Raw genomic sequence first — 25079 nt, 5'->3', positions numbered from 1 at the left:
TATATATCAACACGATGGGAGTAGTTATGGTTACCAGGCGTCAATTTGTTACCGGTTTTTCTGCAATACCTGTGCTGTCATACCTTAAATTTGATTCCGTGTTTGCGGCCACGCCCGCCTCGATTCTGGTGATGGCGATCCAACTCGACATCATTACCAGCCTTGACCCGCATGAAAGCTTCGAGTCCGTGGGCAGCGAAATTACCGGCAATATGTATCAGCAACTGGTGAAACCCAAGCTGGCCTCCCCTGATGAAATCGAAGGCGATCTGGCCCTTTCATGGACCGCTTCTGACGATAAAAAAACCTTCACCTTCAAACTGGATCCGAAAGCCAAATGGGCCGACGGCAAACCGGTTACCGCTGAAGATGCCGCGTTCTCCCTGCAACGCGTGGTCAAACTGGATAAAAGCCCGGCCTACATCATCAACCAGTTTGGTTACACCAAAGACAACGTTGACAGCCTGATTACTGCACCAGACGCCGAAACTCTGGTGATCAAAACCGCTGAACCCGCTTCCGAATCCTTCCTCTTATATTGCCTGACCGCCAACGTCGGCAGCATCGTGCAGAAATCCGCCTGTCTGGCGAATCAGGCCGGTGAGGATTTAGGTAACGCCTGGCTGAAGAAAAACAGCGCCGGTTCCGGTGCCTTCAAACTGCGTGACTGGAAAGTCAGTGAATCCGTTATTCTCGAAAGCAACAAGAACAACCCGCACGCGGGCAAAATCCAGCGCATCATCATGCGCCACATTATCGACCCGTCTGCCCAGCTGCTGATGTTGCAAAAAGGCGATATCGATATCGCACGTAACCTGACCACCGAACAGCTGCGTCCGCTGCTGAAAGATAAAAACTTCACGCTGGTTCAGAAAGGCATTGCCGGAACATTCATGCTTTCCGCCAATACCGCGCACCCGAACCTGGCGAAACCGCAGGTCTGGCAGGCGATCAAATGGGCGATCGATTACGAAAACATTCAGCAGCATATCGTGCCGCTGACGCACAAAATCCATCAGAGCTTCCTGCCTGAAGGGTTCCCGGCGGCGGTGAACACCATCATGTACAAACGCGACGTGGCGAAATCCAAAGCGCTGCTGGCCGAAGCCGGTTTCCCGAACGGGTTTGAAATCACGCTCGATCACTATTCCGCGTCGCCTTCTTCTGACATCGTGCAGGCATTGCAATCTAACCTCGCCGAAGTCGGGATCAAAGTGACGCTGCTCGCGGCAGAAAGCCGTCAGGTACTGACCAAAATGCGTGCGCGTCAGCAACAGCTGGCTATGACCCAATGGGGTGCGGACTACTTTGATCCAAACTCTAACGCCGAAGCGTTTTGCAGCAACCCGGATAACACCGATGCCGCAAAAAGCCGCACGCTGGCGTGGCGTTGCAGCTGGCAGGATAAATCAATCTCTGACCTCAGCACTCAGGCGCTGAAAGAATCAGATCCGGCCACCCGCATCAAACTCTACGAAGAATTGCAGACCAAACATATGGAAAACAGCCCGTTTGCCATCATGCTGCAACCGACCATGACCGCCGCCTGCCGTAACGTGATTTCCGGTGTGGTATTAACTGTAATGAGCACCAGCCCTTACGAGAAGGTTGTTAAAGCGTGAGCAAGAGACTCAATGGATTTCTGAGTACCTGCATCAGCGTTTGTCTTACTTTGTTTGGTCTGTCGGTGGTGACTTTCTTTATAGGTCGCGTCATGCCGACGGACCCGGTTCTGGCTGCGGTGGGCGACAATGCACCGCAGGCAGTCGTCGAACGGGTTCGTCATGAAATGGGGCTGGATCAGCCCCTCTGGATGCAGTTCTTTCATTACATCAGTCAGGTCTTTCACGGTGACTTAGGCCGGTCTGCCCTGACGTCCAATCTGGTCACGACCGATATCGCGCGTTTCTTCCCGGCCACGCTCGAACTGGCCACGGCGGCGATAATTATTGCGGCCATCGTCGGCATTCCGCTGGGCGTCTGGGCGGCAACGCGTCAGGGAAGCTGGATTGACCAGACCATCCGCGTGGTGTGTCTGGCCGGCCACTCCCTGCCGGTGTTTGTGCTCGCGCTGCTCAGCCTGCTGATCTTCTACTCCGCGTTAGGCATCGCGCCCGGCCCGGGCCGTCAGGACATCATCTATCAGGACATGATCCCGCAGGTCACCGGTTTACTGACGGTCGATTCGCTGATCGCAGGCGATATGGGGGCATTTTGGGATGCGCTGGCGCACATGGCTCAGCCAGTTCTGATCCTCGCGTATTTCAGCATGGCCTACATCACACGTATGACCCGCACTTTCATGCTCAACGCGCTCGGTGGCGAATACGTCATCACCGCGCGCGCCAAAGGGTTGTCAGCACAGCGTGTCATCTGGAAACACGCGTTTCCGACCGTGGGCGTGCAGCTGATTACGGTTCTGGCCCTGACTTACGCCGGTTTACTCGAGGGCGCCGTCGTCACGGAAAACGTCTTCTCGTGGCCGGGCCTCGGGCAATATCTCACCGTGTCATTGATGAACGCCGATATGAACCCGGTGATCGGCTCTACGTTGCTGATTGGCGCCATTTACGTGCTGCTTAACCTGCTGGCCGACCTTCTCTACCGACTATTGGATCCCCGAGTAACATGAGCATTTTACCTGTCACATCGCAACCCCGCGCAGGCAGCCGCGCCTGGCTGCTGGCGGATACGCCTCACACCCGCAGACAAGCGGTCTGGGGACGCAGATACCGCATCTGGCTCGGCCTGCGCAAGAATCCACTGGCGATCACCGGCCTGTTTACCGTGCTGGTGGTTCTGCTGATTTCAATCTGTGCGCCGTGGCTGACCGGCTATGATCCGGGTGCGCAGGATCTGGCGCACCGTCTGGCGAAACCGTCGTCCCTGCACTGGCTCGGCACCGATGAGCTGGGTCGTGACACGCTGAGCCGCATTCTGTACGGCGGACGCATCACGCTCGGCATGGTGATTATCGTCGTGGCGATTGTCGCGCCGGTTGGCCTGCTGATCGGCTGTGTCGCGGGCTACGCCGGAGGATTGCTGGATCGCATACTGATGCGCATCACCGACATCTTTCTGGCCTTCCCGCGTCTGATTCTGGCGCTGGCTTTCGTGGCGGCACTCAGGCCCGGCATCGAAAGCGCCATTCTCGCCATCGCCCTCACAGCCTGGCCGCCGTATGCCCGTCTGGCACGCGCCGAAACCATGCAGGTGCGCGGCACGGATTACATTGCTGCCTGCCGTCTGACCGGTGCGACGCCCGCCCGCATTGTGCTGCGCCATATCATGCCGCTGTGCGTGCCAAGTCTGGTCGTGCGCATCACGCTGGACATGAGTTCAATCATTATCACCGCCGCCAGCCTCGGATTTTTGGGCATGGGCGCACAACCGCCGTCGCCGGAATGGGGCGCGATGATTGCGACCGCACGCCGTTTCCTGTTCAGCGAATGGTGGGTGCCACTGATCCCGGCGATTGCTATTTTCGTGACGTCTCTGGCGTTTAACTTCCTCGGCGACGGGCTGCGCGACGTCCTCGATCCTAAGGAGAAATGATGCTGGTTGATATCAAAGATCTGCATATTACCTTCCAGACCAACAGCGGCAGTTTTGATGCCGTTCGCGGCGTTTCACTCTCTCTGGGCAAGGAAAAATTCGGCATCGTGGGCGAAAGCGGTTCGGGAAAATCCCTGACCGCACGCTGTCTGATGAACCTGTTGCCGTCCAGCGCGAAATGCCGCGCGGAAACGCTCTCTTTCGACGGCATTGATCTGCGTAATGCCAGTGAAAAACAGATGCGCCAGATACGCGGAAAGCGCGTCGGCTTTATCCTTCAGGATCCGAAATACTCGCTCAACCCGGTGATGCCGGTTGGCAAACAGGTGGCCGAAGCGTGGCAGACGCACAAAGGTGGCTCGAATAAACAGGCGATGAACGCCGCCATTGAACTGCTTGATCAGGTGAAAATCCGTGAGCCGCATAAAGTGGCACAACGTTACGCGCACGAAGTCTCCGGCGGTATGGGCCAGCGCATCATGATTGCCATGATGCTGGCACCGGATCCTGAACTGATGATTGCCGACGAACCCACCAGCGCGCTCGATGCCACCGTCCAGGCGGAAATTTTGCGTTTGCTGGATGACCTGGTGTCCAGCCGGGGAATGGGCCTGATTCTGATCAGCCACGATTTGCCGCTGGTCTCCAAATTCTGCGACCGCGTGGCGGTGATGTACGCGGGGCGCATCGTCGAAACGTTACAGGCCGGTGATTTGCTGAAAGCCCAACATCCTTACACGCGCGGGTTGCTGGAATGCCTGCCGTCACTGAAACATCCGCGTGACAGACTGCCGGTGCTGGTGCGTGATGTAGCCTGGAAAACCTCATGACAGTAGAATCCCCTTCTTTAGATAACAGCAAAATCATCCTCAATAACCTGCGCATCGCGTTCGGCGATACGGAAGTGGTCAAAGGCGTCAGCTTCAGCGTGGCACCCGGCGAATGCTTTGGCATTGTCGGCGAAAGCGGCTCGGGTAAATCCACGATTTTACGCGCACTGGCCGGGCTGAACCGGTCGTGGTCGGGTGAAATGGTGATTGGCGGCGAAGACCAGATGCCGGTGCGGCAGAAGCGATTTTTCCGCCGTGTGCAGATGGTTTTTCAGGATCCGTACGGCTCGCTGCATCCGCGTCAGACCATCGACCGCATTCTGAGTGAACCGCTGATCGTTCACGGTTTTCTGAATATCGAAAAGCGCATTACCGATGCCCTGGCCGAAGTCGGGCTGCCGCAGGCGGTGGGTTTTCGTTTCCCGCACCAGCTTTCCGGCGGGCAGCGCCAGCGCGTGGCGATTGCGCGGGCGATGATTTCAGAGCCGGAAATCCTGCTGCTTGATGAACCCACGTCGGCGCTGGACGTTTCGGTTCAGGCCGAAATTCTGAACCTGCTGAGCGATCTGCGTGAGCGCCGGAAACTCACCTATATTCTGGTCAGCCACAATCTGGCCGTCGTAGCGCATCTTTGCACCAGCATCGGCGTGATGATTGGTGGTGAAATGGTCGAGCTTCTGAGTGCAGACGATTTGCGGACAGGCAACGTCACCCATCCGCACACAGCAGAGTTAAGATCGTTAAGTCTCAGTTTAGAGGAGCCCGAATAGCCCCGGCGGCGGATTCGGTTTTCACGGGCAGTCCGGGCTGCCCGTCTTATTCACTGATAGACAATTAAGGAGATGTTAATGACATCCACCGCACAGTCTGCTTTACAGTGGCAGGCGGCTGAAACGACAGCAAAACGCATCACTGAAAAATGGAATAAACCCGGTGAACCGGGTGGCGCAATCACCCTTTTTGACAGCAAAACGCTGCGCGGTTATGCCACCGGCGGCCTGTCGAATCTGACGACCACAGAACCTTTCAGCGTTGATTCCGTCGTGCGCTATGCCTCCGTCACCAAACATATTTTTGCCACTCTCGCACTGCTTCGCAGTGATGCAGGACTTTCCCTCAGCGATACCCTCGGCCAGTATTTACCCCAGCTAAAAGCCCCGATGGCACAAGTGACGATAGGCCAGGCGCTGGACATGACCGGGGGTTTGCCGGACGTGCGCGAAACCTTATCGCTGCTGGGCGTATCGGTTTATAACGTCAGTGAAGCCGGGGCAATCATGGATTTTCTGGCGCAGGACGGCGCGCTGAATTTCCCGGCGGGTACCGAGATTTCTTACAGCAACACCGGCTACCGGCTGGTTGAAGAGATCCTGAAACAAAAAGGCATTCTGTTCGAAGACCTGCTGCAAAAGCATATCGCGCAACCGCTGGACATTGCTTTCCACGCGCCGGAAACCTGGTTTGATATCGTCCACGGGCTGGTGCCCGGCTACTGGCAGGACGTGACCGGCTGGAAAACCGCCGTCGCCGGGCTTCACCTTTCCGCGTCCGGCAGCCTGACCGGCAGCGTGCGCTCGCTGACCGTCTGGCTGCAAAGCTTACTCAGCAATACCGGTCCCGGCGCAGGCGTGCTGAAAACCCTCACGCAACAACGTTATCTGCACGGCGAGATCCCGTCGGCATACGGGCTGGGCACCACGTCTTCACAAATCGGTGAACATACGGTTTACGGCCACGGCGGTTCACATGCTGGCTATAAAACCTATTTCCTGTTGCATCCTGAACTGGACGTCGGCGTGGCGCTGGTTTCCAACCGCGAAGACACCACCGCGTACACTCACGCGCTGGAAGTCATGTCCGCCCTGCTCGCCGCCCCGTTACCGCCGCGCAGCAACGCGCTGCCGGACGGTCTTTACGCCAGCACCGCCGAGCCGTACTGGCTGAAAGTCAGCAACGGCACCGCCAGCTATCTCGGTTCCGCCGACAACTTATATCAGGGCGCAGACGCGGAAGAAGCCATTACGCTTTCCGCACACATGCCGATGCGTTTGCGCTGGGATGGCAAAGCGATTCAGGGCGAAATCGGCCATGCATCACGGTATTTCACGCCCGTAGAACCCAATGATTGCCTGAAAATGGTTCAGGGGCGCTGGGTCCATCCCGAATCCAAAGCCGCTTTTGATATCGAAGGCGATCAGCTCAGGATTGGGGTTGGCACTTTACGCGCCTGCGGGCAACTGACGTCGCTCGGTGCAGGGCGTCTGCTGGTCGAACTCCCCGACGGGCCTTGGAAGAAAAACTTCTGCCTCTACTTCCAGGGTTACAGCGTCCGGCTGATTTCAAACCGCAGCCGCGTGCTGAATTTCCGTCGTGACGAATGCCGAATCAGCTGGCCGACGGCGAAATAAACCGGGCCCATCTGCCGCCCCGCGTTAACCGGTTATTCCGGGTCAATGCGGGGCGGTGACAAGTTCGGTGAATGATTCCCCTGAAGATAACCTCACTTAAAAACCTGTACAAATGCCTGTTCCTGACGGGAAAACCCGTGCTGACGCCCAATTGAAAATTCGCTCAAAATCCGGGCATAAAATTACCCTTTATTTATTTGTGGTTAATTACCAAAGCTGAAACGTTTACAGCTGTAAAATGTGACTCCGCCTGCAAAACCCGAGGTTTACCCCTCTTATTCTTTTCAAAATAAAACCCCGGGCACATAAAGAGTTCCTGCTTTCAGTTCGCACCGAAGGCCGGGCTGAGACGCGAAAAATGAATCAATTTGTTCTTGCCGATCCGCATGATTGTATCGGTTGCCGGGCCTGTGAAGTGGCCTGCGTTTTATCGCACAATGCACAACGTTATCCTTCAAAAGACGCATTTTTACCGCGTATTCACGTCATTCAGAATGATACTTTCAGCAATGCCGTGCTGTGCCGCCACTGTGAAGAAGCCCCGTGCGTTAGCGTCTGTCCGACGCAGGCGATGGTTTACCGCGACAACGGCGTTCAGTTACTGGCAGAAAAATGTATCGGCTGTAAAACCTGCGTAATTGCCTGCCCGTTTGGTGCGCTGGATATTATCGGGTATTCCGAAAATCCTGTTACGCCACAGGCAACCGTACAAAAATGCGATCTTTGCGCCGCAAACAGCGCCGGTCAGGCCTGCGTGAATGCGTGTCCGACGCAGGCGTTGCATCTGGTGACCGGGCAATCGTTGCGGCAAAACCGCGCCAGTAAACAGCGGCTTTCCGCACTGGCGGAAACCAGTCACCGGCCAGCCCCACGCGCACGCGCCACAGAAACCGTGTTCGCCGGTGCGCTGAACCCGCCGCGTCTGGATGCCATCCGGATCGCACTCACCGAGCGTAAAAGTACGTTCAATGAGATCTACCGCCGTTTTACGTCTGAACAGGCGCAGGAACAATCCGGGCGCTGCATTCAGTGCAGCGACCACCCTTTCTGCGCCTGGACCTGCCCGCTGCATAACGACATTCCCGGCCTGATGTCGCTGGTCAAAGAGGGCAAAATTCTCGAAGCCGCCGAACTTTCTCACCGCACCAGCAGCCTGCCGGAAATCTGCGGCCGCGTCTGCCCGCAGGACCGGTTGTGTGAAGGCTCCTGTACGTTGAAAAAACCGGGATCAGCGAGCATCGGGAATATCGAGCGTTTCATCACCGACACCGCGCTGGCGATGGGCTGGAAACCAGACTTGTCTGCCGTGAAACAACGCGATTACCGCGTCGCGATTGTCGGCGCAGGGCCAGCGGGACTGGGATGCGCGGACATCCTGGCGCGCAACGGCGTCAGCACAGTAGTGTTTGACCGTCATCCGGAAATTGGCGGGCTGCTGACGTTTGGCATTCCGGCGTTCAAGCTCGATAAGCAAGTGCTGGTGAAACGCCGGGAGATTTTCACTGACATGGGCATAGAGTTTCGTCTGAACAGTGAAATCGGTACGGATACCGGCATTGCGGATTTGCTCGAAGAATTTGACGCTGTTTTCCTCGGCGTCGGGACATATCAGTCGATGAAAGCCGGACTTGAGCACGAAGACGCACCGGGTGTGTTCAGCGCCCTGCCGTTTTTGATTGCCAATGCCAAACATCTGATGCACTTGCCGGAACTGCCGCACGAGCCGTACATCAGCATGAAGGGCCAGCGCGTGGTGGTTCTGGGCGGCGGCGATACGGCGATGGATTGCCTGCGGACGTCATTAAGACAGGACGCCGCCAGCGTGATCTGCGCGTATCGTCGTGACGAGAAAAACATGCCCGGCTCAAAAAAAGAGGTGAAAAATGCCCGTGAGGAAGGCGCGGAATTCCAGTTCAACGTTCAGCCGGTCAGTATCGAACTGAATTCACAGGGCCGGGTTTGCGGGATCCGCCTGTTACGTACCGCGCCCGGCGCGCCGGACGCCAGCGGACGACGACGCCCTGAACCGATCCCCGGTTCTGAATTTTTACTCGAGGCTGATGCCATTATTATGGCGTTCGGATTCCAGCCGCACGCCATGCCGTGGCTGAACGAACCGGGCGTTGAGCGCGATTCGGCCGGGCGTCTGGTCACATCGCACGCGGGAGCTTACCCGTACCAGACCCGCCATCCGCAGATTTTTGCCGGAGGTGATGTGGTACGCGGCGCGGATCTGGTGGTGACCGCAATGGACGACGGGCGTCAGGCGGCAAGCAGCATTATCGCCTGGCTGGAAAACCGCGATCGCGCCCTTGCGGGGCTCTCACCGGAAGGCAGCCCACGCCCCCTGACGCACTGATATCCCGCACCTGTGCCTTCACAAAAAACCTCTTTAACGGGAGGTTTTTTGTTAATTGGATCACACTTTGTTAATACAAACGGATCATCTGGTACATAACCGCACAAAATGCTCAACCCTTATTCTGCAAGGCTTGCAAGCCCGATTTGGTGGAAATACCCCCACAAACCCCCTGTAAGAATTAGTTGCCAGCCGCAACCGTCACTTCTGCTATTTTGTTAATTGAATTAACATCCACGAAACAAAAAGCAATAACACTTTCTTCGTTGTGGCATTAAGAAGCATCGATAAATGCTCAGCCCGGCAACGTTATTGGCTTTTAACTTATTTATTTTCAGCGTTTTTATTTCAAAACACTTTCAAGGCAATGTTGTTGCTACTGTTACAAGGGATGAGTCTATGTCTGTAAAAAAACACACCGCTAAAACACTACTTTGTGTCTCCTCACTGCTGTTTTCTGCCACATCCGCCTTCGCTGCCGGGCATCCTCAGCTCGATAACGCCCAGGCTGCCAAAGTGATCGACAGCGTGAAATCCACGCTGGCCGAACAGCACAGCACCGGCTGCGTGGCCGTTGTTGACGCATCTGGTTCATTACTGGCATTCCAGCGCCTCGACGGTTCCCCGGCCGGTTGTGTCGATGCATCAATTGGCAAAGCCCGCACCTCTGCGCTGTATCACGCGCCGTCGCTGAAGTTCATGCAGCGTCTGGCCGGTGGCGAAACCACGGTGCTGGCGATCCCGCACGCGGTTGCGCTGGGTGGCGGGTTCCCGCTGACCCTGAACGGCGAAGTGGTTGGCGCCGTAGGCGTCAGCACACCGAAGCAGGATATTGATAACCAGTCTTCTGAAAAAGCGGCCGGCGTCCTGAAATAACAGGCACTTTTCTCTAATTCTTCTTGTTGACGGTCACGCCCGTGGCCGTTTCAGAACGTATACGGAATTTCAGCATGATCAATCTCTCTCGTCGCCGGATGGTTCTCGGCACCGCGGGCGTGCTGGCTGCGGGTTTTGGCAGCCAGATGCTTGGCGGTGGCGTATTTGCCACACTGGCACATGCCGCACCACCACTGGCTTCAGCCATCACTATGCCCGCCGGGTTTATGACGCTGTCAAAACAACTGACCGGTATGGCATCGCTCGAACCGCATCTCGGCCAGGCGCTCTACAGCTGGTTGCATGGTAAGCAACTCGATGCCCAGCTCGACGCCCTTTCCGCTCTGCTCACCGCGCATGACGGCGTGGTCGGCGATGATCTTCATCAGCTGCTGGCACAACAGCCCGCGGAACTGGCGCAGCTTTATCAGCAACTGGTCAGCGGCTGGTACCTCGGCGTGGTCGGCCAGCCCGGCAGCCAGAAATGCATCGGATTCGAAAACATCGTCAGCTATCAGCTGCTGAAAAATAACCTGCTGCCGCCAAGCTACGCGCCGGGCGAGCCGAATTTCTGGGTTAACAAACCTGCCACAACGCAACAAAATTCCCCGGAGGTCACTCATGGCTGATGCGCTGAATGCTGACGTCGTCGTCATTGGTGCCGGTATCGCCGGTTCTCTCGCCGCGCTGAAAATGGTGAAAGCCGGTGTTTCCGTACTGATGCTGGATTCCGGCCCGGTAATTAAACGTGACGAAGCAGTCGAACTGTTTCGTCAGTCGCCGCTGAAAGGCGATTTTACCGAACCCTATCCGCCAAAACCCTGGGCGCCGCAACCGAAATTCCAGCCAAAAGATAACAATTATCTGATTCAGAAAGGCCCGGATCTGTATGCCGCGCAATACCTGCGCGGCGTCGGTGGCACCACCTGGCACTGGGCGGGACAGGCGTTCCGTTTGCTGCCAAACGACATGAAAATCAAAACGCTGTATGGCATCGGACGCGACTGGCCCATCAGTTATGAAGAGCTGGAACCGTACTACACCGAAGCCGAAATTCAGATGGGCGTTTCCGGTGACGATGCGCTGGATTCCCCGCGTTCGCAGCCGTATCCGCTGCCGGGCATTCCGCTGCCTTACGGCTTTGACCGCATCAGCAAGCGTATTGCCAAACTGGGCTACGTGCTGGGCATCGGCCCGCAGGCGCGCAACAGTATTCCTTACGATGGCCGCCCTGCCTGCTGCGGCAACAATAACTGCATGCCGGTCTGCCCGATTGATGCGCAATACCACGGCGGAATTTCCGCCCGTAAAGCCATCGAAGCCGGTGTCCGCGTGATTGCCAATGCCGTGGTGTACAAGATCGAAGCCAGCGACAGCGGTGAGATTGTGGCCGTGCATTATCTCGATGCTGACAAAGTCACGCACAAAGTCACCGGTAAGCGTTTCGTTCTGACCGCCAACGGCATCGAAAGCCCGAAACTGCTGCTGATGTCCACCAGTGATAAATACCCGGACGGCATCGCCAACAGTTCCGGCATGGTCGGTCGTAACCTGATGGATCACCCCGGCACCTCGGTAGAGTTCTATGCCGATGAACCGGTCTATTTTGGCCGCGGCCCGATGCGTCCGGGCAGTATCAATAACCTGCGCGACGGTGAATTCCGCAGCGACCGTTCCGCGTTACGTATCGACGTCGCCAATACGTCTCCGGTACGTTATCTCACGGAACGGCTGGTGCATCAGGGCTATTACGGCAAAGCGCTGAACGACAAACTGGCGTTCCAGTCCGAGCGTTTTATCCAGCTGAAATGCCTGCTGGAAATGCTGCCTGAGCCGGAAAACCGCGTGGTGCTAAGTAAAACGGAGAAAGACGAATGGGGCATTCCGCGTCTGGAAGTCCACTACAAATTCCCGGAATACGTACATCGCGGCTATGACCAGTCAATGCTCGATTTCCAGAAAATCGTCAAAGAGATGGGCGGCACCGAAGTGGTGTACAGCAAGCGTGGCGTTTACGACAACAACCAGCACATCACCGGCACCATGATTATGGGCAGCGATCCGAAGGATTCCGTGGTGGATGGCGACTGTCGTACACATGACCACCCGAACCTGTTCATTGCCGGTACCGGCATTATGCCGTCGGCCTCCACGGTGAACTCCACGCTGTCCGGTACAGCACTGGCATTACGCATGGCGGACACGGTGCTGAAAAGCCTGGCCTGATTGATTTTCTGAGGACTGAGCAATGAAAATGAAATTCATGCTGGCGATGCTGCCGTTAGTGGCAGCGACCAGCGCCTGGGCGGATGACGCCTCCGGTAATGCGGAACTGATTAAACGCGGCGAGTATCTGGCGACTGCGGGTGACTGCACCGCGTGTCATACGGCACCGGGTGCGGATAAAACCGCGAAATTTGGCGGCGGTTACCCGCTGGCCTCGCCGTTCGGGGTGATTTACGGCACCAATATTTCCTCCGATAAAGAATTTGGTATCGGCAGCTGGACGGATGATGAGTTCGTGCGTGCGGTGCGAGAAGGTGTCGGCAAAGACGGGCAGCAGTTGTATCCGGCAATGCCGTATGACTCTTTCACTAAGATGAAACGCGACGACGTGCTGGCGGTGAAAGCTTATCTGATGTCGCTGCCTGCGGTGCATTCCGCCGGGCCACAAACCGATTTGTCTTTCCCGTTCAATCAGCGCTGGGGCATGCGCGTGTGGAAGTTATTTAACTTCGACAAAGGCGAGCTGAAAAACGATCCGTCCAAATCTGCGGACTGGAACCGCGGCGCGTATCTGGTGGAAGCGCTTGAACACTGCGGCACCTGCCACACGCCGCGCACGCTGACCATGGGCATGGACACCGACAAAGCGTTTTCCGGCGGTGATTTAGGTTCCTGGGTGGCATTTAACATCACGCCGGACAAAAACGCCGGGATCGGCACGTGGTCGCAACAGGAACTGGTGACGTACCTGAAAACCGGTTTTGTGGCCGGGAAAGCGTCAGCGTCCGGTGCGATGGGTGAAGCTATCGAGCACAGCCTGCAACATCTGTCTGACAGCGACCTGAACGCGATCGCGACCTATATCCGTTCCGTTCCGGCTGTTGGTGACGACAAGCAGACCAAACCGCGTGATGCCTGGGGCCAGCAGAATCAGGATGTGTATCCTCTGCGCGCCGAAGGCCAGACTGTGAATGAATCCGCCGCCGCGCTGTTTAACGCCAGCTGCGCAGCCTGTCACGGTAAAGGCGGCGCGGGCAGCGGCGAAGGATTCCACGCCTATCCGTCGCTGTTCAGCCACACCAGCACCGGTTCTTATGACAGCCGTAATCAGGTTTCGGTGATCTTAAATGGCGTCCAGCGCCATATGGATAAAGGCGAAATCATGATGCCTTCGTTCGCAAACCAGCTGAATGATGAGCAGATTGCGACGCTGAGCAATTATGTCAGCACGCAGTTCGGTAATCCGGCAGGCGCAACGGTGACGGCGAAAGACGTGGCGAAAATGCGTAAAGACGCGGATCTGACCTATCCGCCAAAAATTGAAGAAGGCACGCAGAAGTAGCGGTAAACAGGTAAACAAGGAGCCGCTGATGGCTCCTTGTTTACATTCGTTGCGGGTGGCGTTTAGCGCCGAGCGCGGCCAGCGTCAGAATGGAACTGGCTACGACACAGTTTTTCCCTTTCCGTTTCGCTTCATATAACGAAAGATCGGCCAGTTTCAGCGACTTGCGGATAATCATACCCGATAAATATAACGAGACACCCAGTGACACTGTCACTCTCAGCGTGCGACCATCTTCGAGAATGATCACGCAATCCTCCACTTCCTTGCGGATACGTTCAGCAATCGCCAGTAACGTGGCGGGATCATACGCTGACGTCATCACCAGAAATTCCTCGCCGCCGTAACGCCCGGCAAAATCTTCGTTGCGCGTCAGGTGGCGTAATAAACGTCCTACCTCAATTAATACACGATCGCCCACCAGATGGCCGAGCGTGTCATTGACCCGTTTGAAGTTATCAATATCCAGCAGAATTAACCCGCAGGCTTCGCGCCGGATTTGCCGCTGAGCCAGCCAGTAATCCAGACTGGCGCGGTTATTAATTTGAGTCAGTTCGTCTGTGGCGGCCTTCACGCGGATGGTGAAGACTTTATTCATGTAGATTTCTTTATAATTCAGCGCGTGATAACAAAGGATCATGCAGCAGGCGGCAATCGCCTGATAGAAAATCAGCTCTGTCCACGGCACTGCAATACCGTGAATACCGGAAACCAGCGCCAGACGGAAAATACCCACCAGCACGATCGTAATATACAGTTCGCGATGTTTACGCCTTCGCCAGACGCGAAATAAAAACAGCGTGCCGAGAATAATACCGATAAACAGATTATTCAGCGTGAACATGCCACTGAAGAGAAATGCAACGAAATAGCTGGTTAACCCGCTGAGCCAGCCACCGAAAAATGTCACTAAAATCATCGGCAACATTTCAAAACTGAAGGACAAATTTTCGTTCAGCACCAGCTGGTTACCGCGCAGGTACAAGGCTGTGATCCCCGCAACCAGTCCGAACGCCAGCCGTTTCCAGTGGGCGCCTTTAAACGTGAAAGGTTCACTGCGGCTCAGGACAAAAAAACTGATTGAAAGCGTGGCGTAGGTGACGCAAATATCCCCATACAAACTTCCCAGTGACATTATGTCCGGCATAGATAACGGCGCCCTCTTACGCTTTCCCTGACCGATTTACGGGTATTAACTTAAATATAGATGATGAATGCGTTCGTCGTGTGCGTCTGTGAAATAACTGGCGACATGTCACATTGCCAGCAATCATAATAAGGAGAAGTCCGTATCCGGCTGCTTTGCCCTGCTTTGATTTAGGTCCATGCAAAATCAGTGTAACCGGCGTAGGCTACAAATTTCCGGTTTAGGAAGACCGGGTTCTTTTCAATATTTTCTCCAGGTGGTTTACGCCCTATGAATACCTCAGGAAGACGCCATGTCAGGCTTTTCAGCGCCCTGACAGACGCCTGTTTTCGTGAAAAATATACCCTTCAGCGTTTACTCAAAGATGCCATTGCAGGCGTCACCGTGGGAATCATCGCCATCCCGCTGGCGATGGCACTGGCAATTGGCAGCGGGGTTCCGCCGCAGTACGGGCTGTACACTTCGGCGATTGCGGGCATCGTTATTGCCATTTTCGGTGGCTCGCGTTTCAGCGTTTCCGGCCCCACGGCGGCGTTTGTCGTCATTCTCTATCCGGTTTCACAGCAGTTCGGTTTGTCGGGATTATTGCTGGCGACGCTGATGTCCGGGTTTATTCTGCTGCTGATGGGCCTCGCGCGTTTTGGGCGGTTAATCGAATATATTCCGTTGCCGGTGACGCTCGGTTTTACGTCCGGTATTGCGATCACCATCGGGACGATGCAGTTCAAGGATTTCTTTGGCCTGACGATGGCGAGCGTGCCGGAACATTACCTCAGTAAAGTCGCCGCGCTGGTAATGGCGCTACCGACGCTGGATATCGGCGATGCGGCAATTGGTATCGTGACGCTTGGCGTGCTGATTCTGTGGCCGAAACTCGGGCTGCGCGTTCCCGGCCATCTTCCTGCATTACTCGCCGGTTGCGCCGTGATGGCAATATTCATGCAGACAGGTCATCCGGTTGCCACCATCGGTTCGCGTTTTCACTTCCTTTTGCCGGATGGCACGCAGGGCAACGGCATTCCGCCGATCCTGCCTCAGTTCGCGCTGCCGTGGACACAGCCTGACGGCAGCGGCCTGAGCTGGTCGCTGGTTCAGGCATTGCTCCCCGCCGCATTTTCCATGGCGATGCTCGGCGCGATTGAATCCCTGCTTTGTGCGGTCGTGCTCGACGGTATGACCGGCAAAAAGCATCACTCAGACAATGAGCTGATCGGTCAGGGTATTGGTAACATGGTCAGCCCGTTCTTTGGCGGCATTACGGCCACGGCGGCCATCGCGCGGTCGGCGGCGAACGTGCGTGCCGGTGCGACATCGCCGGTTTCCGCCATTATTCACTCGCTGCTGGTCATTCTTGCCCTGCTCATTCTTGCTCCGCTGCTTTCGTGGCTTCCGCTGGCGGCGATGGCAGCACTGCTGCTGATGGTGGCGTGGAATATGAGTGAAGCGCATAAAGTGGTGGATTTACTGCGCCGCGCGCCGAAAGACGACATTCTGGTGATGCTGACCTGCATGAGCCTGACGGTATTGTTCGATATGGTGATTGCGATTACGGCCGGGATTGTGATGGCTTCGCTGCTGTTTATGCGCCGTATTGCACGGCTGACGCGCCTGTCTGAAGTTGCCGTCGAAACACCGGATAACACGCTGGTTCTGCGCGTCAACGGGCCGTTATTCTTCGCCGCCGCCGAGCGCATTTTCAGCGAACTCCAGGCGCGTGCCGAAGGCAAAAAAGTGATCGTCCTGCTGTGGGATCGCGTCGCCGTTCTGGATGCCGGCGGCGTTAACGCCTTGCGCAATTTCATTGACGCACTGCCGGAAGATACGGAGCTGCGAATTGCAGAAATCCCCTTCCAGCCGCTGAAAACGCTGGCGCGCGCCAGAATGCAGCCGGTCGAAGGCCGCCTGAGCTTCCACGGGAGTCTGGCGGAGGCGATGTAAGTCTTCAAAACATCTGTTTCAGAAACAACAAAGGCGACCCAAGGGTCGCCTTTTTACTGACATTCAAACCGCAAATTACTTGCTGGTATCGAGCGCCGGGAAGCTTTTCACCAGATCGTCGATGGCTTTCATCTGAACCAGGAATGGCTCCAGTTTGTCCAGCGGCAGCGCTGACGGGCCGTCGCATTTCGCGTGAGCCGGATCTTCGTGTGCTTCAATGAACAGGCCCGCGATACCGACCGCCATACCTGCACGCGCCAGTTCTGCAACCTGCGCACGACGACCGCCGGAAGCCGCGCCGAACGGGTCACGGGTTTGCAGTGCGTGAGTCACGTCGAAGATCACCGGATGTCCGCCCGTGGCGTTGATCATCACGTTCATGCCCAGCATGTCGACAACCAGGTTGTCGTAACCGAAGTTGCTGCCGCGATCGCACAGGATAACCTGATCGTTGCCACCTTCTTTGAATTTATCCACGATGTTACCCATCTGGCCAGGGCTCACGAACTGTGGTTTTTTCACGTTGATCACGGCACCGGTTTTCGCCATAGCTTCAACCAGATCGGTCTGACGTGCCAGGAAAGCAGGCAGCTGAATCACATCAACCACGTCTGCAACCGGCTGTGCCTGCCAGGATTCGTGAACGTCGGTGATGATTTTCACGCCGAAGGTTTTCTTCAGTTCCTGGAAGATTTTCATACCTTCATCCAGACCCGGACCGCGGTAGGAATGAATAGAGGAGCGGTTGGCTTTATCAAAAGACGCTTTGAAAACGTAAGGAATGCCGAGTTTCTGTGTCACGGTGACGTAATGTTCACACACACGCATCGCCATATCGCGTGATTCGAGTACGTTCATCCCACCGAACAACACAAACGGCAGATCGTTGGCGACTTTAATGTCCTGAATGCTAACCACTTTATGTTTCATGCTTTGGCCTTTTTAATGGTAAATCCTTCACCTGAAAATGCATCAACGCGTTGTTTCATCAGCATTTATCCGGTGATAACGTAAGGTAATTTAAAATTAGTGCAGCGTGACTTGCTTGTGCTCAATCGAGTGGATCTGCACTTTAATCACTTCTGAAATCGGGTCTTCCGGGCACTGCTCAACAAAATAACTGAGATCGGAAATCGCCACGTGGTCACACTCCAGCTGAGCATAAATCAGACCCCGGTCACGGATTTCATACGGGTCATCCGGATCAAACTGTAAAACCGTTTCACTCGCCCGCAATGCCAGTTCGAACTGTTTTTCTTCCATCAGCGCGGCTTTCAGCGTGTCGAGCATTTTACGCACGATCATCGTGTTGTCGGATTCTTCAAGGTCATCGTCTTCGATAATCGCCGTCACGCCCAGGTTCCCTTTCAGCCACACGTTGAGCATGTGCTCATTGAGCGTGTCGCCGTTGATCGGGTTGAGCAGCCACATTTCTTCATCCATCCAGTCAGCGCGGAGGATCAGTTGTGTCGGAAAGATGACCGGCATCAGCGGTAAATCCAGCTCATGCGCGATGTGAAGGAAAATCACGCCCAGCGAAACCGGCGTGCCCTGTCGCGAAGCCAGCACTTTGTCGATCCAGATAGCGTCTGAAAGGCGGTAAACCCCGCCCGCGCCACCAAATCCCCAGGTGCGGTAAAACAGTTCAATCAACACTTCAAGCTGCTGATCCTGATCAAGCTCCTCAGGAACCACGCGGCGTGCTTCATCAACCAGCGTTTGCAGCTGTTGGCGCACATCGTCCGCATTGAAATCAAAACGCACAGATTCCGTTACTTTGATCACCCCGGTACTGAGCCGGGTGGTGTTAAATTCAAAATCAGCAAGGGTACTCATAGTTATCCCATTAGCAGCGGTATTTTCGTCAGCGCCAGTTTGAGGACCAGATACAGGCAAGCGAGCGCCAGAATAAAGGCCAGCCAGCGGGTTTTCTGGCTAACAGGTCGCTTGCTCAGGGCCACAAAGCCCAGCGCGATATAGATAATAACGCCAAAAATCTTTTCGGTCAGCCAGGTTCCCTGTGGGCTGAACGGATAAAAGTGTGTGATGAAGATAAGCGAAATGCCGCTCAAAAGCAGCAAGGTGTCCACAATGTGCGGAACTATCTTCACCCAGCGTTTCTGCATGATAGCAGAACCCGACCATTTCCAAAAAAATCGTAAAACAAACAGCGCAATACTCAGGGTGATCGTGACCAGATGGAGATGCTTTATCCAGACATACGCCATTGCCTGTTTCCTTCTTTTATTGTTTTGAATTCAAAAGGTTTTGACTACGAATTCCACTGCCCGAGGCTGACGCGATCGTTGCCGCCATAATCTTTCACGGTCGAAACCTGCTGATAACCGGCCTCGCACAGCAGTTTTTGTACGTCTGCCGCCTGCTGCCAGCCGTGTTCGAGCAACAGCCAGCCATCTTTTTGAAGATACGCGGGTGCCGTCTGAATAATATGAGCCAGATCAGCCAGACCGGCATTTTCTGCCACCAGCGCACTCGACGGCTCAAAACGGACATCACCCTGCGCCAGATGCGGATCGGCGGCGTCAATGTACGGCGGATTACTGGCGATCAGCGCGAACGTTTCACCGGCAACCGGTGAAAACCAGCTGCCCTGTAAGAAACGCACGTTGGTGATATTCAGTTTTTGCGCGTTGTGTTGTGCCAGTGTTACCGCGTCTGGCTGCAAATCGATACCGGTCAGCTGGCAGTCAGGCCGCTCGCTGGCCAGCGCTAATGCAATCGCACCCGTTCCTGTGCCCAAATCCAACACTTTCACCGGCTCTGGCGGCAGACGGGCAAGCGCCTGTTCGACCAGACATTCGGTATCCGGGCGCGGAATTAACGTGGCAGGAGAAACGGACAGCGGCAACGACCAGAACTCGCGTTCACCGGTCAGATAGGCAACGGGTTCACCCTGCTCGCGTCGCGCCAGCAGAGTTTCCAGTTGTTGAAGCTGAGTGGTTGTCAGCGATGTTTCGCTAAACGCCATAATGAAGGTTCTTGCCCGGCCAGTCACAAAGCCGAGCAGGATTTCAGCGTCACGCTTCGGGCTTTCACCCGCAGCCAGACGGCGGGTGGCATCACGCAGCCAGCGCTGAAAATCCATTAGTCCTGCTCAGAAAGTGCTGCGAGCTGATCGGCCTGATATTCCTGCACAATCGGCTGGATCAGCGAGTCGAGTTTGCCTTCCATCACTTCATCCAGACGGTAAATGGTCAGGTTGATGCGGTGATCGGTCACGCGGCCCTGAGGGAAATTATAGGTCCGGTTACGGTCAGAACGGTCGCCGCTGCCCAGCAGGTTACGGCGCGTAGAGGCTTCTTCCGCCTGACGTTTCGCCACTTCTGCCGCACGGATACGTGCGCCGAGCACGGACATCGCCTTGGCTTTGTTTTTGTGCTGAGAACGTTCGTCCTGACATTCCACCACAATCCCGGTCGGAATATGGGTAATACGGATTGCGGAATCGGTGGTGTTAACGTGCTGACCACCCGCGCCGGAAGAGCGGAACGTATCAATGCGCAGATCACCGGCGTTAATTTCCGGCAATTCGGCTTCCGGAATTTCCGGCATCACGGCAACCGTACAGGCTGACGTATGAATACGTCCCTGAGATTCAGTTTCCGGCACACGCTGAACGCGATGACCGCCGGATTCAAATTTGAACTGGCCGTACGCGCCCTCACCGCTCACTTTGGCGATGACTTCTTTATATCCGCCGTGCTCGCCTTCGTTGGCGCTCACGATTTCCACACGCCAGCGACGCGATTCTGCGTAACGGCTGTACATGCGGAATAAATCACCGGCAAAAATCGCCGCTTCATCACCGCCGGTTCCTGCACGAATTTCAAGGAAACACCCGCGTTCATCATCAGGGTCTTTCGGCAGTAACAGAAGTTGTAATTTTTGTTCGAGATCTTCGATGGTGGCTTTGCAGTCTTTGATTTCGTCCTGCGCCATTTCGCGCATCTCGGGATCGTCGAGCATCATTTCGGCAGTTTCTAAATCTTCCTGCGCCTGACGCCAGGCCAGAAAACATTCAGAGACAGACGTTAGCTGAGCGTATTCGCGGGAAAGACTGCGGAATTTATCCTGATCGGCAATGACGCTGGCATCGCCGAGCATCGCCTGCACTTCTTCGTGGCGCTCTTGTAACGCTTCCAGTTTGGCAACAATAGAAGGCTTCATGCGTGGTGTTTAACCCTGTGAGAAAAGGAGAATTACTGCTGATCCAGCCCGAGGCTGTCGCGTAAAATTTGCAAACGCTCCACATCACCGTCGCTGGCTGCCTGTTGCAGAGAACGGGTTGGCGCGTGAATAAGGCGGTTGGTCAATTTGTGGGCTAATTCCTGGATCACCGCTTCGACGTCAGCGCCCTGCGCGATGGCGGCTAAGGCTTTTGCTTGTGCGTCGGCGCGAATAATATCAGCACGTGAGCGATAATCACGAATAATTTCAACGGCTCCCTGCGAACGCAGCCAGGCCATGAAGTTTGAGCTTTCCTGCTCAACGATGGTTTCCGCCTGAACAGCGGCGGCTTTACGTTGGGCAAGATTGTTTTGAATAATGCTGTGCAGGTCATCAACGCTGTATAAATACGCGTTGGCAAGCTTACCGACTTCCGGTTCGATATCACGCGGAACGGCGATATCAACCATCAGCATCGGCTGATTACGGCGCGCTTTGAGCGCACGCTCCACCATCCCTTTACCGATAATCGGCAGCGGGCTGGCGGTAGAACTGATAATAATGTCGGCTTCGGCCAGACGTGAATCAATATCCTGCAAGCTGATCACTTCCGCATTCACTTCTGTCGCCAGCGCCTGCGCACGTTCGCGGGTACGGTTCGCAATCATCATGTGACGGACGTTGTGCTGATGCAGATGACGCGCCACCAGTTCGATGGTTTCACCCGCACCGACCAGCAACACATTCACATCAGAAAGGGATTCGAAAATCTGTCGCGCCAGCGTACAGGCGGCGAAGGCGACGGAAACGGCACTTGCGCCGATATCGGTTTCAGTGCGGACACGCTTGGCAACGGAGAAGGATTTCTGGAACAGACGTTCCAGTTCGCCGGAAACGGCACGGCCATTTTGCGATTCGGCGAAGGCTTTTTTGACCTGCCCGAGGATCTGCGGTTCGCCCAATACCAGCGAATCCAGCCCGCTCGCCACGCGCATCAGATGGCTGACGGCGTCATTATCATGGTGCCAGTACAAGCTTTTACGGACTTCATCTTCACTGAGATGATGATAATCGCATAACCATTTAACCAGCTGTTCTTGCAGGTTTTCCTGTTGTTCGACGCTCAGATAGAGCTCCGTCCGGTTACAGGTAGACAACACGACTCCGCCCTGCACCAGCGGTTGCTGGAGCAGACTGGAGAGCGCCTGATCAAGAGTCTCGGGTGAAAATGTTACCCGTTCACGCAGAGACACCGGGGCGGTTTTGTGGTTGATACCTAATGCAAGCAGGGTCATATGGGAAGCGATTATCGACTTATACTTTATAATAGTATGGGTTTACGTCTGCTGCGCATTCTACAAGATGCGCGGGATCAATAAAAGCCGTACAGCATCTAACGTTAAATCCATTTACAAATCAGTATTGTCCCAAAACTCTCCGATCGTCGATCATCTGTACCGGGTGCCGATCACCCGATGCACTGGCTGTGCTAAACTAGCGCACGCCGTATCTGACTGGCCCCTTTTCTGTTTATAAAAGCCACTGCCGCCAAAGCACAAAGGATTTAACCTGTTATGCCAATGCGTAAAACACATTTTGTTCGCCTTCTCCCTCTGGCAAGTTTAGTGCTTGCTGCGTGTTCGATTAATGCGCCGAAAGGCCCGGCGACCAGCCCGACGTCTCCGCAATGGCGTGAACATGAAGCCCAGGTCAAACAACTCGAGCATTATCAGACCCGCGGCTCATTCGCCTACATTTCCGATAAACAGAAAGTCTATGCCCGCTTCTTCTGGCAACAATACTCCCCGGAAAGCTACCGTCTGCTGCTGACCAATCCGCTTGGCAGCACCGAAATGGAGCTGAAAGTGCAAAGCGGCATCGCACAGCTGACCAACAACGAAGGCAAGCATTACACCAGCGACAATCCTGACGACATGATCCGCAAGCTGACCGGGATGTCGATTCCGTTGTCCAACCTGCGTTTGTGGATACTCGGCCTGCCGGGTGATGGCACTGATTTCACCCTCGACAGCCAGTATCGTCTGTCCCAGGTTAAGTTCAGCCAGAATGGTCAGAGCGGCACCGTGGTGTATCAGGCTTATGACGACGACGCCAAACCGTCCCTGCCGCAACGTCTGGAAATGACCCAGGGCGAACAGCGCATCAAGCTGAAAATGGATAACTGGACATTAAACTGAGATGACGCAGCAATTGTGGCCGTCTCCGGCTAAACTCAATTTGTTCCTTTATATCACCGGACAGCGGCCCAACGGCTACCATGATTTGCAGACGCTGTTTCAGTTTCTCGATTACGGCGACGCCCTGAGTTTTAACGTGCGCACCGACGGCGTTATCGCCCTGACCACGCCGGTTGAGGGCGTTTCAGACGACGAAAATCTGGTGGTGCGCGCCGCACGTCTTTTACAGAAACACACGGGAACCCCGCTTGGCGCGGATATTACTCTGCAAAAGCAGATCCCGATGGGCGGCGGCCTGGGTGGCGGTTCCTCTAACGCTGCCACCGTTCTGGTTGCCCTGAACACCTTGTGGAATTGCGGGCTGACGGATACGGAAATGGCTGAACTCGGCATCACGCTGGGCGCGGACGTGCCGGTATTTGTGATGGGTTTTGCCGCGTTTGCCGAAGGCATTGGTGAAATCCTGCAACCGGTCACACCGGAGGAAAAATGGTTCCTGGTGGTTCATCCCGGTGTTCACATTCCGACCCCGGTGATTTTCGGCGATCCGGAACTGACCAGAAATACACCAAAACGCCCTGTAAATGTGCTTTTGAACACGCCTTACGCAAATGATTGCGAACCGATTGCGAGAAAACGTTTTTACGAGGTTGAACAGCTACTTTCTTGGCTGTTAGAATACGCGCCGTCGCGACTGACCGGAACAGGTGCTTGTGTGTTTGCTGAATTCGACACCGAAACCGAAGCCCGTCAGGTATTAAATGAAATTCCGGCATGGAGTCGGGGTTTTGTTGCACGCGGTGTCAACGTTTCTCCGTTACACCGTTTTCGCGAAGCCGCGTTGAGAACTGCGGGCAAAGCGTAGAGAGTCACAGCGGTTTTGTGTCTGTTCTTTGCCAGCGAATTATTCACCGGTTTTTGTTTAAGCAGTAAGATTTAGAAGTATCGTGAGCATAATGCTTTGGTACCGCTCACCGCCCGGTGGTGCCAAAAGCCAATGTCTTCCCTGGACGCAAGCCTGAGGTTCTTCTCGTGCCTGATATGAAGCTTTTTGCTGGTAACGCCACCCCGGAACTAGCACAACGTATTGCCAACCGTTTATACACCAGCCTTGGTGACGCCGCCGTCAGTCGTTTCAGCGACGGTGAAGTAAGTGTGCAAATTAACGAAAATGTACGTGGCGGAGATATTTTCATTATCCAGTCCACCTGCGCGCCTACTAACGATAACCTGATGGAACTGGTCGTCATGGTTGATGCCTTACGCCGCGCCTCCGCTGGTCGTATCACAGCCGTTATTCCTTATTTCGGCTACGCACGTCAGGATCGCCGGGTGCGTTCTGCCCGTGTGCCAATCACCGCGAAAGTTGTGGCTGACTTCCTGTCCAGCGTCGGTGTTGACCGCGTTCTGACCGTTGACCTGCACGCAGAGCAGATTCAGGGCTTCTTTGATGTACCAGTAGACAACGTTTTCGGCAGCCCTATCCTGCTCGAAGATATGCTGCAACAGAACCTGGAAAACCCAATCGTTGTTTCCCCGGATATCGGCGGCGTTGTTCGTGCCCGTGCCGTGGCGAAACTGCTGAACGATACCGACATGGCTATCATCGATAAACGCCGTCCACGTGCCAACGTTTCTCAGGTGATGCACATCATCGGTGACGTCGCGGGCCGTGACTGTGTGCTGGTTGATGACATGATCGACACCGGTGGCACCTTGTGTAAAGCCGCTGAAGCACTGAAAGAACGCGGTGCTAAGCGCGTATTCGCTTACGCAACTCACCCAATCTTCTCCGGCAACGCAGTGGAAAACATCAAAAACTCCGTCATCGACGAAGTGATTGTATGCGACACCATTCCGCTGTCCGCAGAAATTCGCGCACTGAAAAAAGTACGCACCCTGACCCTGTCAGGCATGCTGGCTGAGGCTATCCGCCGCATCAGCAATGAAGAATCCATTTCTGCGATGTTCGAGCATTAATCACAACGCCCCTTTTCAGGGGCGTTTTGTTT

The 25079-nt window shown here is 55.2% G+C and carries 22 protein-coding genes; 15 read left to right on the top strand and 7 right to left on the bottom strand.

The features are described 5' to 3' along the window. The first annotated feature begins 26 nt into the window (after positions 1-26). The 11 genes from KWG64_RS16795 to KWG64_RS16745 all read left to right on the top strand — a co-directional run bounded on the left by KWG64_RS16795 (position 27) and on the right by KWG64_RS16745 (position 13596). Positions 27-1622, top strand: coding sequence for an ABC transporter substrate-binding protein (locus KWG64_RS16795; RefSeq protein WP_195815088.1), 1596 nt, complete (start codon positions 27-29; stop codon positions 1620-1622). Beyond that, positions 1619-2632 (top strand): ABC transporter permease, encoded by a 1014-nt coding sequence (locus KWG64_RS16790; RefSeq protein ID WP_152326277.1) that lies wholly within the window; start codon positions 1619-1621, stop codon positions 2630-2632. Before KWG64_RS16795 ends, KWG64_RS16790 begins: the two co-directional genes overlap by 4 nt. Continuing rightward, positions 2629-3555, top strand: coding sequence for an ABC transporter permease (locus KWG64_RS16785; RefSeq protein WP_218522533.1), 927 nt, complete (start codon positions 2629-2631; stop codon positions 3553-3555). Before KWG64_RS16790 ends, KWG64_RS16785 begins: the two co-directional genes overlap by 4 nt. Further along, positions 3555-4385 carry an ABC transporter ATP-binding protein gene (locus KWG64_RS16780; RefSeq protein WP_218522624.1) on the top strand — a complete coding sequence of 277 codons (831 nt, stop codon included), beginning with the start codon at positions 3555-3557 and terminating at the stop codon, positions 4383-4385. The genes KWG64_RS16785 and KWG64_RS16780 overlap by 1 nt, the downstream gene beginning before the upstream one ends. After that, on the top strand, positions 4382-5155 hold the full coding sequence (locus KWG64_RS16775) for an ABC transporter ATP-binding protein (protein WP_218522532.1): 774 nt from the start codon (positions 4382-4384) through the stop codon (positions 5153-5155). The genes KWG64_RS16780 and KWG64_RS16775 overlap by 4 nt, the downstream gene beginning before the upstream one ends. 78 nt (positions 5156-5233) lie before the next feature. Next, entirely contained in the window at positions 5234-6793 is a 1560-nt protein-coding gene (locus KWG64_RS16770) for a serine hydrolase (protein ID WP_218522531.1), read from the top strand. A gap of 358 nt (positions 6794-7151) precedes the next feature. Then, positions 7152-9152, top strand: a complete 2001-nt coding sequence (aegA, locus tag KWG64_RS16765) for a formate-dependent uric acid utilization protein AegA (protein ID WP_218522530.1) — start codon at positions 7152-7154, stop codon at positions 9150-9152. 399 nt (positions 9153-9551) lie between these two features. Next, entirely contained in the window at positions 9552-10028 is a 477-nt protein-coding gene (locus KWG64_RS16760; RefSeq protein WP_152326282.1) for a heme-binding protein, read from the top strand. A gap of 74 nt (positions 10029-10102) precedes the next feature. Further along, the gene (locus KWG64_RS16755) at positions 10103-10657 is read left to right on the top strand and encodes a sorbitol dehydrogenase family protein (RefSeq protein WP_218522529.1); all 555 of its coding nucleotides are present in this window, start codon (positions 10103-10105) and stop codon (positions 10655-10657) included. Then, entirely contained in the window at positions 10650-12254 is a 1605-nt protein-coding gene (locus KWG64_RS16750; protein WP_218522528.1) for a GMC family oxidoreductase, read from the top strand. Before KWG64_RS16755 ends, KWG64_RS16750 begins: the two co-directional genes overlap by 8 nt. Before the next feature lie 22 nt (positions 12255-12276). Further along, on the top strand, positions 12277-13596 hold the full coding sequence (locus tag KWG64_RS16745; protein ID WP_218522527.1) for a cytochrome c: 1320 nt from the start codon (positions 12277-12279) through the stop codon (positions 13594-13596). A gap of 40 nt (positions 13597-13636) precedes the next feature. Here the strand turns inward: KWG64_RS16745 and KWG64_RS16740 are convergent, their stop codons facing one another. Next, entirely contained in the window at positions 13637-14731 is a 1095-nt protein-coding gene (locus KWG64_RS16740) for a GGDEF domain-containing protein (protein ID WP_255562211.1), read from the bottom strand. Between the two features lie 282 nt (positions 14732-15013). Between KWG64_RS16740 and dauA the strand changes: the two genes are divergently transcribed. Further along, positions 15014-16681 carry a C4-dicarboxylic acid transporter DauA gene (gene dauA / locus KWG64_RS16735; RefSeq protein WP_218522525.1) on the top strand — a complete coding sequence of 556 codons (1668 nt, stop codon included), beginning with the start codon at positions 15014-15016 and terminating at the stop codon, positions 16679-16681. A 75-nt stretch (positions 16682-16756) separates the two neighbouring features. On the opposite strand, the gene kdsA is transcribed toward dauA, so the two are convergent. The 6 genes from kdsA to hemA form a co-directional block, all read right to left on the bottom strand. Continuing rightward, a complete protein-coding gene (gene kdsA, locus KWG64_RS16730; protein ID WP_152326288.1) occupies positions 16757-17611 on the bottom strand; it encodes a 3-deoxy-8-phosphooctulonate synthase in 855 nt (284 codons plus the stop codon). A 96-nt stretch (positions 17612-17707) separates the two neighbouring features. Further along, positions 17708-18517 carry an invasion regulator SirB1 gene (gene sirB1 / locus KWG64_RS16725; RefSeq protein WP_195815066.1) on the bottom strand — a complete coding sequence of 270 codons (810 nt, stop codon included), beginning with the start codon at positions 18515-18517 and terminating at the stop codon, positions 17708-17710. A gap of 2 nt (positions 18518-18519) precedes the next feature. Next, on the bottom strand, positions 18520-18909 hold the full coding sequence (locus KWG64_RS16720) for a SirB2 family protein (protein ID WP_218522524.1): 390 nt from the start codon (positions 18907-18909) through the stop codon (positions 18520-18522). A gap of 44 nt (positions 18910-18953) precedes the next feature. Further along, positions 18954-19787: a peptide chain release factor N(5)-glutamine methyltransferase gene (prmC, locus tag KWG64_RS16715; RefSeq protein WP_218522523.1), complete on the bottom strand. Its 834-nt coding sequence runs from the start codon at positions 19785-19787 to the stop codon at positions 18954-18956. Continuing rightward, positions 19787-20869 (bottom strand): peptide chain release factor 1, encoded by a 1083-nt coding sequence (gene prfA, locus KWG64_RS16710; protein WP_195815063.1) that lies wholly within the window; start codon positions 20867-20869, stop codon positions 19787-19789. Before prfA ends, prmC begins: the two co-directional genes overlap by 1 nt. 32 nt (positions 20870-20901) lie before the next feature. Next, positions 20902-22164, bottom strand: a complete 1263-nt coding sequence (gene hemA, locus KWG64_RS16705; protein WP_195815062.1) for a glutamyl-tRNA reductase — start codon at positions 22162-22164, stop codon at positions 20902-20904. 279 nt (positions 22165-22443) lie between these two features. Here hemA and lolB point away from each other — a divergent pair, with 279 nt between their 5' ends. From lolB to prs, 3 genes are all read left to right on the top strand, one after another. Beyond that, on the top strand, positions 22444-23067 hold the full coding sequence (lolB, locus tag KWG64_RS16700) for a lipoprotein insertase outer membrane protein LolB (protein WP_218522522.1): 624 nt from the start codon (positions 22444-22446) through the stop codon (positions 23065-23067). Between the two features lies 1 nt (position 23068). Next, on the top strand, positions 23069-23932 hold the full coding sequence (gene ispE / locus KWG64_RS16695) for a 4-(cytidine 5'-diphospho)-2-C-methyl-D-erythritol kinase (RefSeq protein WP_218522521.1): 864 nt from the start codon (positions 23069-23071) through the stop codon (positions 23930-23932). Between the two features lie 167 nt (positions 23933-24099). After that, positions 24100-25047 carry a ribose-phosphate diphosphokinase gene (gene prs, locus KWG64_RS16690; RefSeq protein ID WP_013575591.1) on the top strand — a complete coding sequence of 316 codons (948 nt, stop codon included), beginning with the start codon at positions 24100-24102 and terminating at the stop codon, positions 25045-25047. Positions 25048-25079: the final 32 nt, after the last annotated feature.

Origin of the sequence: Rahnella sp. PD12R (assembly GCF_019200965.1) — a bacterium.
GTDB classification, from domain to species: Bacteria; Pseudomonadota; Gammaproteobacteria; order Enterobacterales; family Enterobacteriaceae; genus Rahnella; species Rahnella laticis.
This window is presented reverse-complemented; position numbering and strand designations above follow the sequence as displayed.

Coding starts and splice junctions, on each gene's coding strand:
- KWG64_RS16795 (WP_195815088.1), top strand. CDS start 27: ATGGTTACCAGGCGTCAATTTGTTACCGGTTTTTCTGCAATACCTGTG.
- KWG64_RS16785 (WP_218522533.1), top strand. CDS start 2,629: ATGAGCATTTTACCTGTCACATCGCAACCCCGCGCAGGCAGCCGCGCC.
- KWG64_RS16780 (WP_218522624.1), top strand. CDS start 3,555: ATGCTGGTTGATATCAAAGATCTGCATATTACCTTCCAGACCAACAGC.
- KWG64_RS16775 (WP_218522532.1), top strand. CDS start 4,382: ATGACAGTAGAATCCCCTTCTTTAGATAACAGCAAAATCATCCTCAAT.
- KWG64_RS16770 (WP_218522531.1), top strand. CDS start 5,234: ATGACATCCACCGCACAGTCTGCTTTACAGTGGCAGGCGGCTGAAACG.
- aegA (WP_218522530.1), top strand. CDS start 7,152: ATGAATCAATTTGTTCTTGCCGATCCGCATGATTGTATCGGTTGCCGG.
- KWG64_RS16760 (WP_152326282.1), top strand. CDS start 9,552: ATGTCTGTAAAAAAACACACCGCTAAAACACTACTTTGTGTCTCCTCA.
- KWG64_RS16755 (WP_218522529.1), top strand. CDS start 10,103: ATGATCAATCTCTCTCGTCGCCGGATGGTTCTCGGCACCGCGGGCGTG.
- KWG64_RS16750 (WP_218522528.1), top strand. CDS start 10,650: ATGGCTGATGCGCTGAATGCTGACGTCGTCGTCATTGGTGCCGGTATC.
- KWG64_RS16745 (WP_218522527.1), top strand. CDS start 12,277: ATGAAAATGAAATTCATGCTGGCGATGCTGCCGTTAGTGGCAGCGACC.
- KWG64_RS16740 (WP_255562211.1), bottom strand. CDS start 14,731: ATGTCACTGGGAAGTTTGTATGGGGATATTTGCGTCACCTACGCCACG.
- dauA (WP_218522525.1), top strand. CDS start 15,014: ATGAATACCTCAGGAAGACGCCATGTCAGGCTTTTCAGCGCCCTGACA.
- kdsA (WP_152326288.1), bottom strand. CDS start 17,611: ATGAAACATAAAGTGGTTAGCATTCAGGACATTAAAGTCGCCAACGAT.
- sirB1 (WP_195815066.1), bottom strand. CDS start 18,517: ATGAGTACCCTTGCTGATTTTGAATTTAACACCACCCGGCTCAGTACC.
- KWG64_RS16720 (WP_218522524.1), bottom strand. CDS start 18,909: ATGGCGTATGTCTGGATAAAGCATCTCCATCTGGTCACGATCACCCTG.
- prmC (WP_218522523.1), bottom strand. CDS start 19,787: ATGGATTTTCAGCGCTGGCTGCGTGATGCCACCCGCCGTCTGGCTGCG.
- prfA (WP_195815063.1), bottom strand. CDS start 20,869: ATGAAGCCTTCTATTGTTGCCAAACTGGAAGCGTTACAAGAGCGCCAC.
- hemA (WP_195815062.1), bottom strand. CDS start 22,164: ATGACCCTGCTTGCATTAGGTATCAACCACAAAACCGCCCCGGTGTCT.
- lolB (WP_218522522.1), top strand. CDS start 22,444: ATGCCAATGCGTAAAACACATTTTGTTCGCCTTCTCCCTCTGGCAAGT.
- ispE (WP_218522521.1), top strand. CDS start 23,069: ATGACGCAGCAATTGTGGCCGTCTCCGGCTAAACTCAATTTGTTCCTT.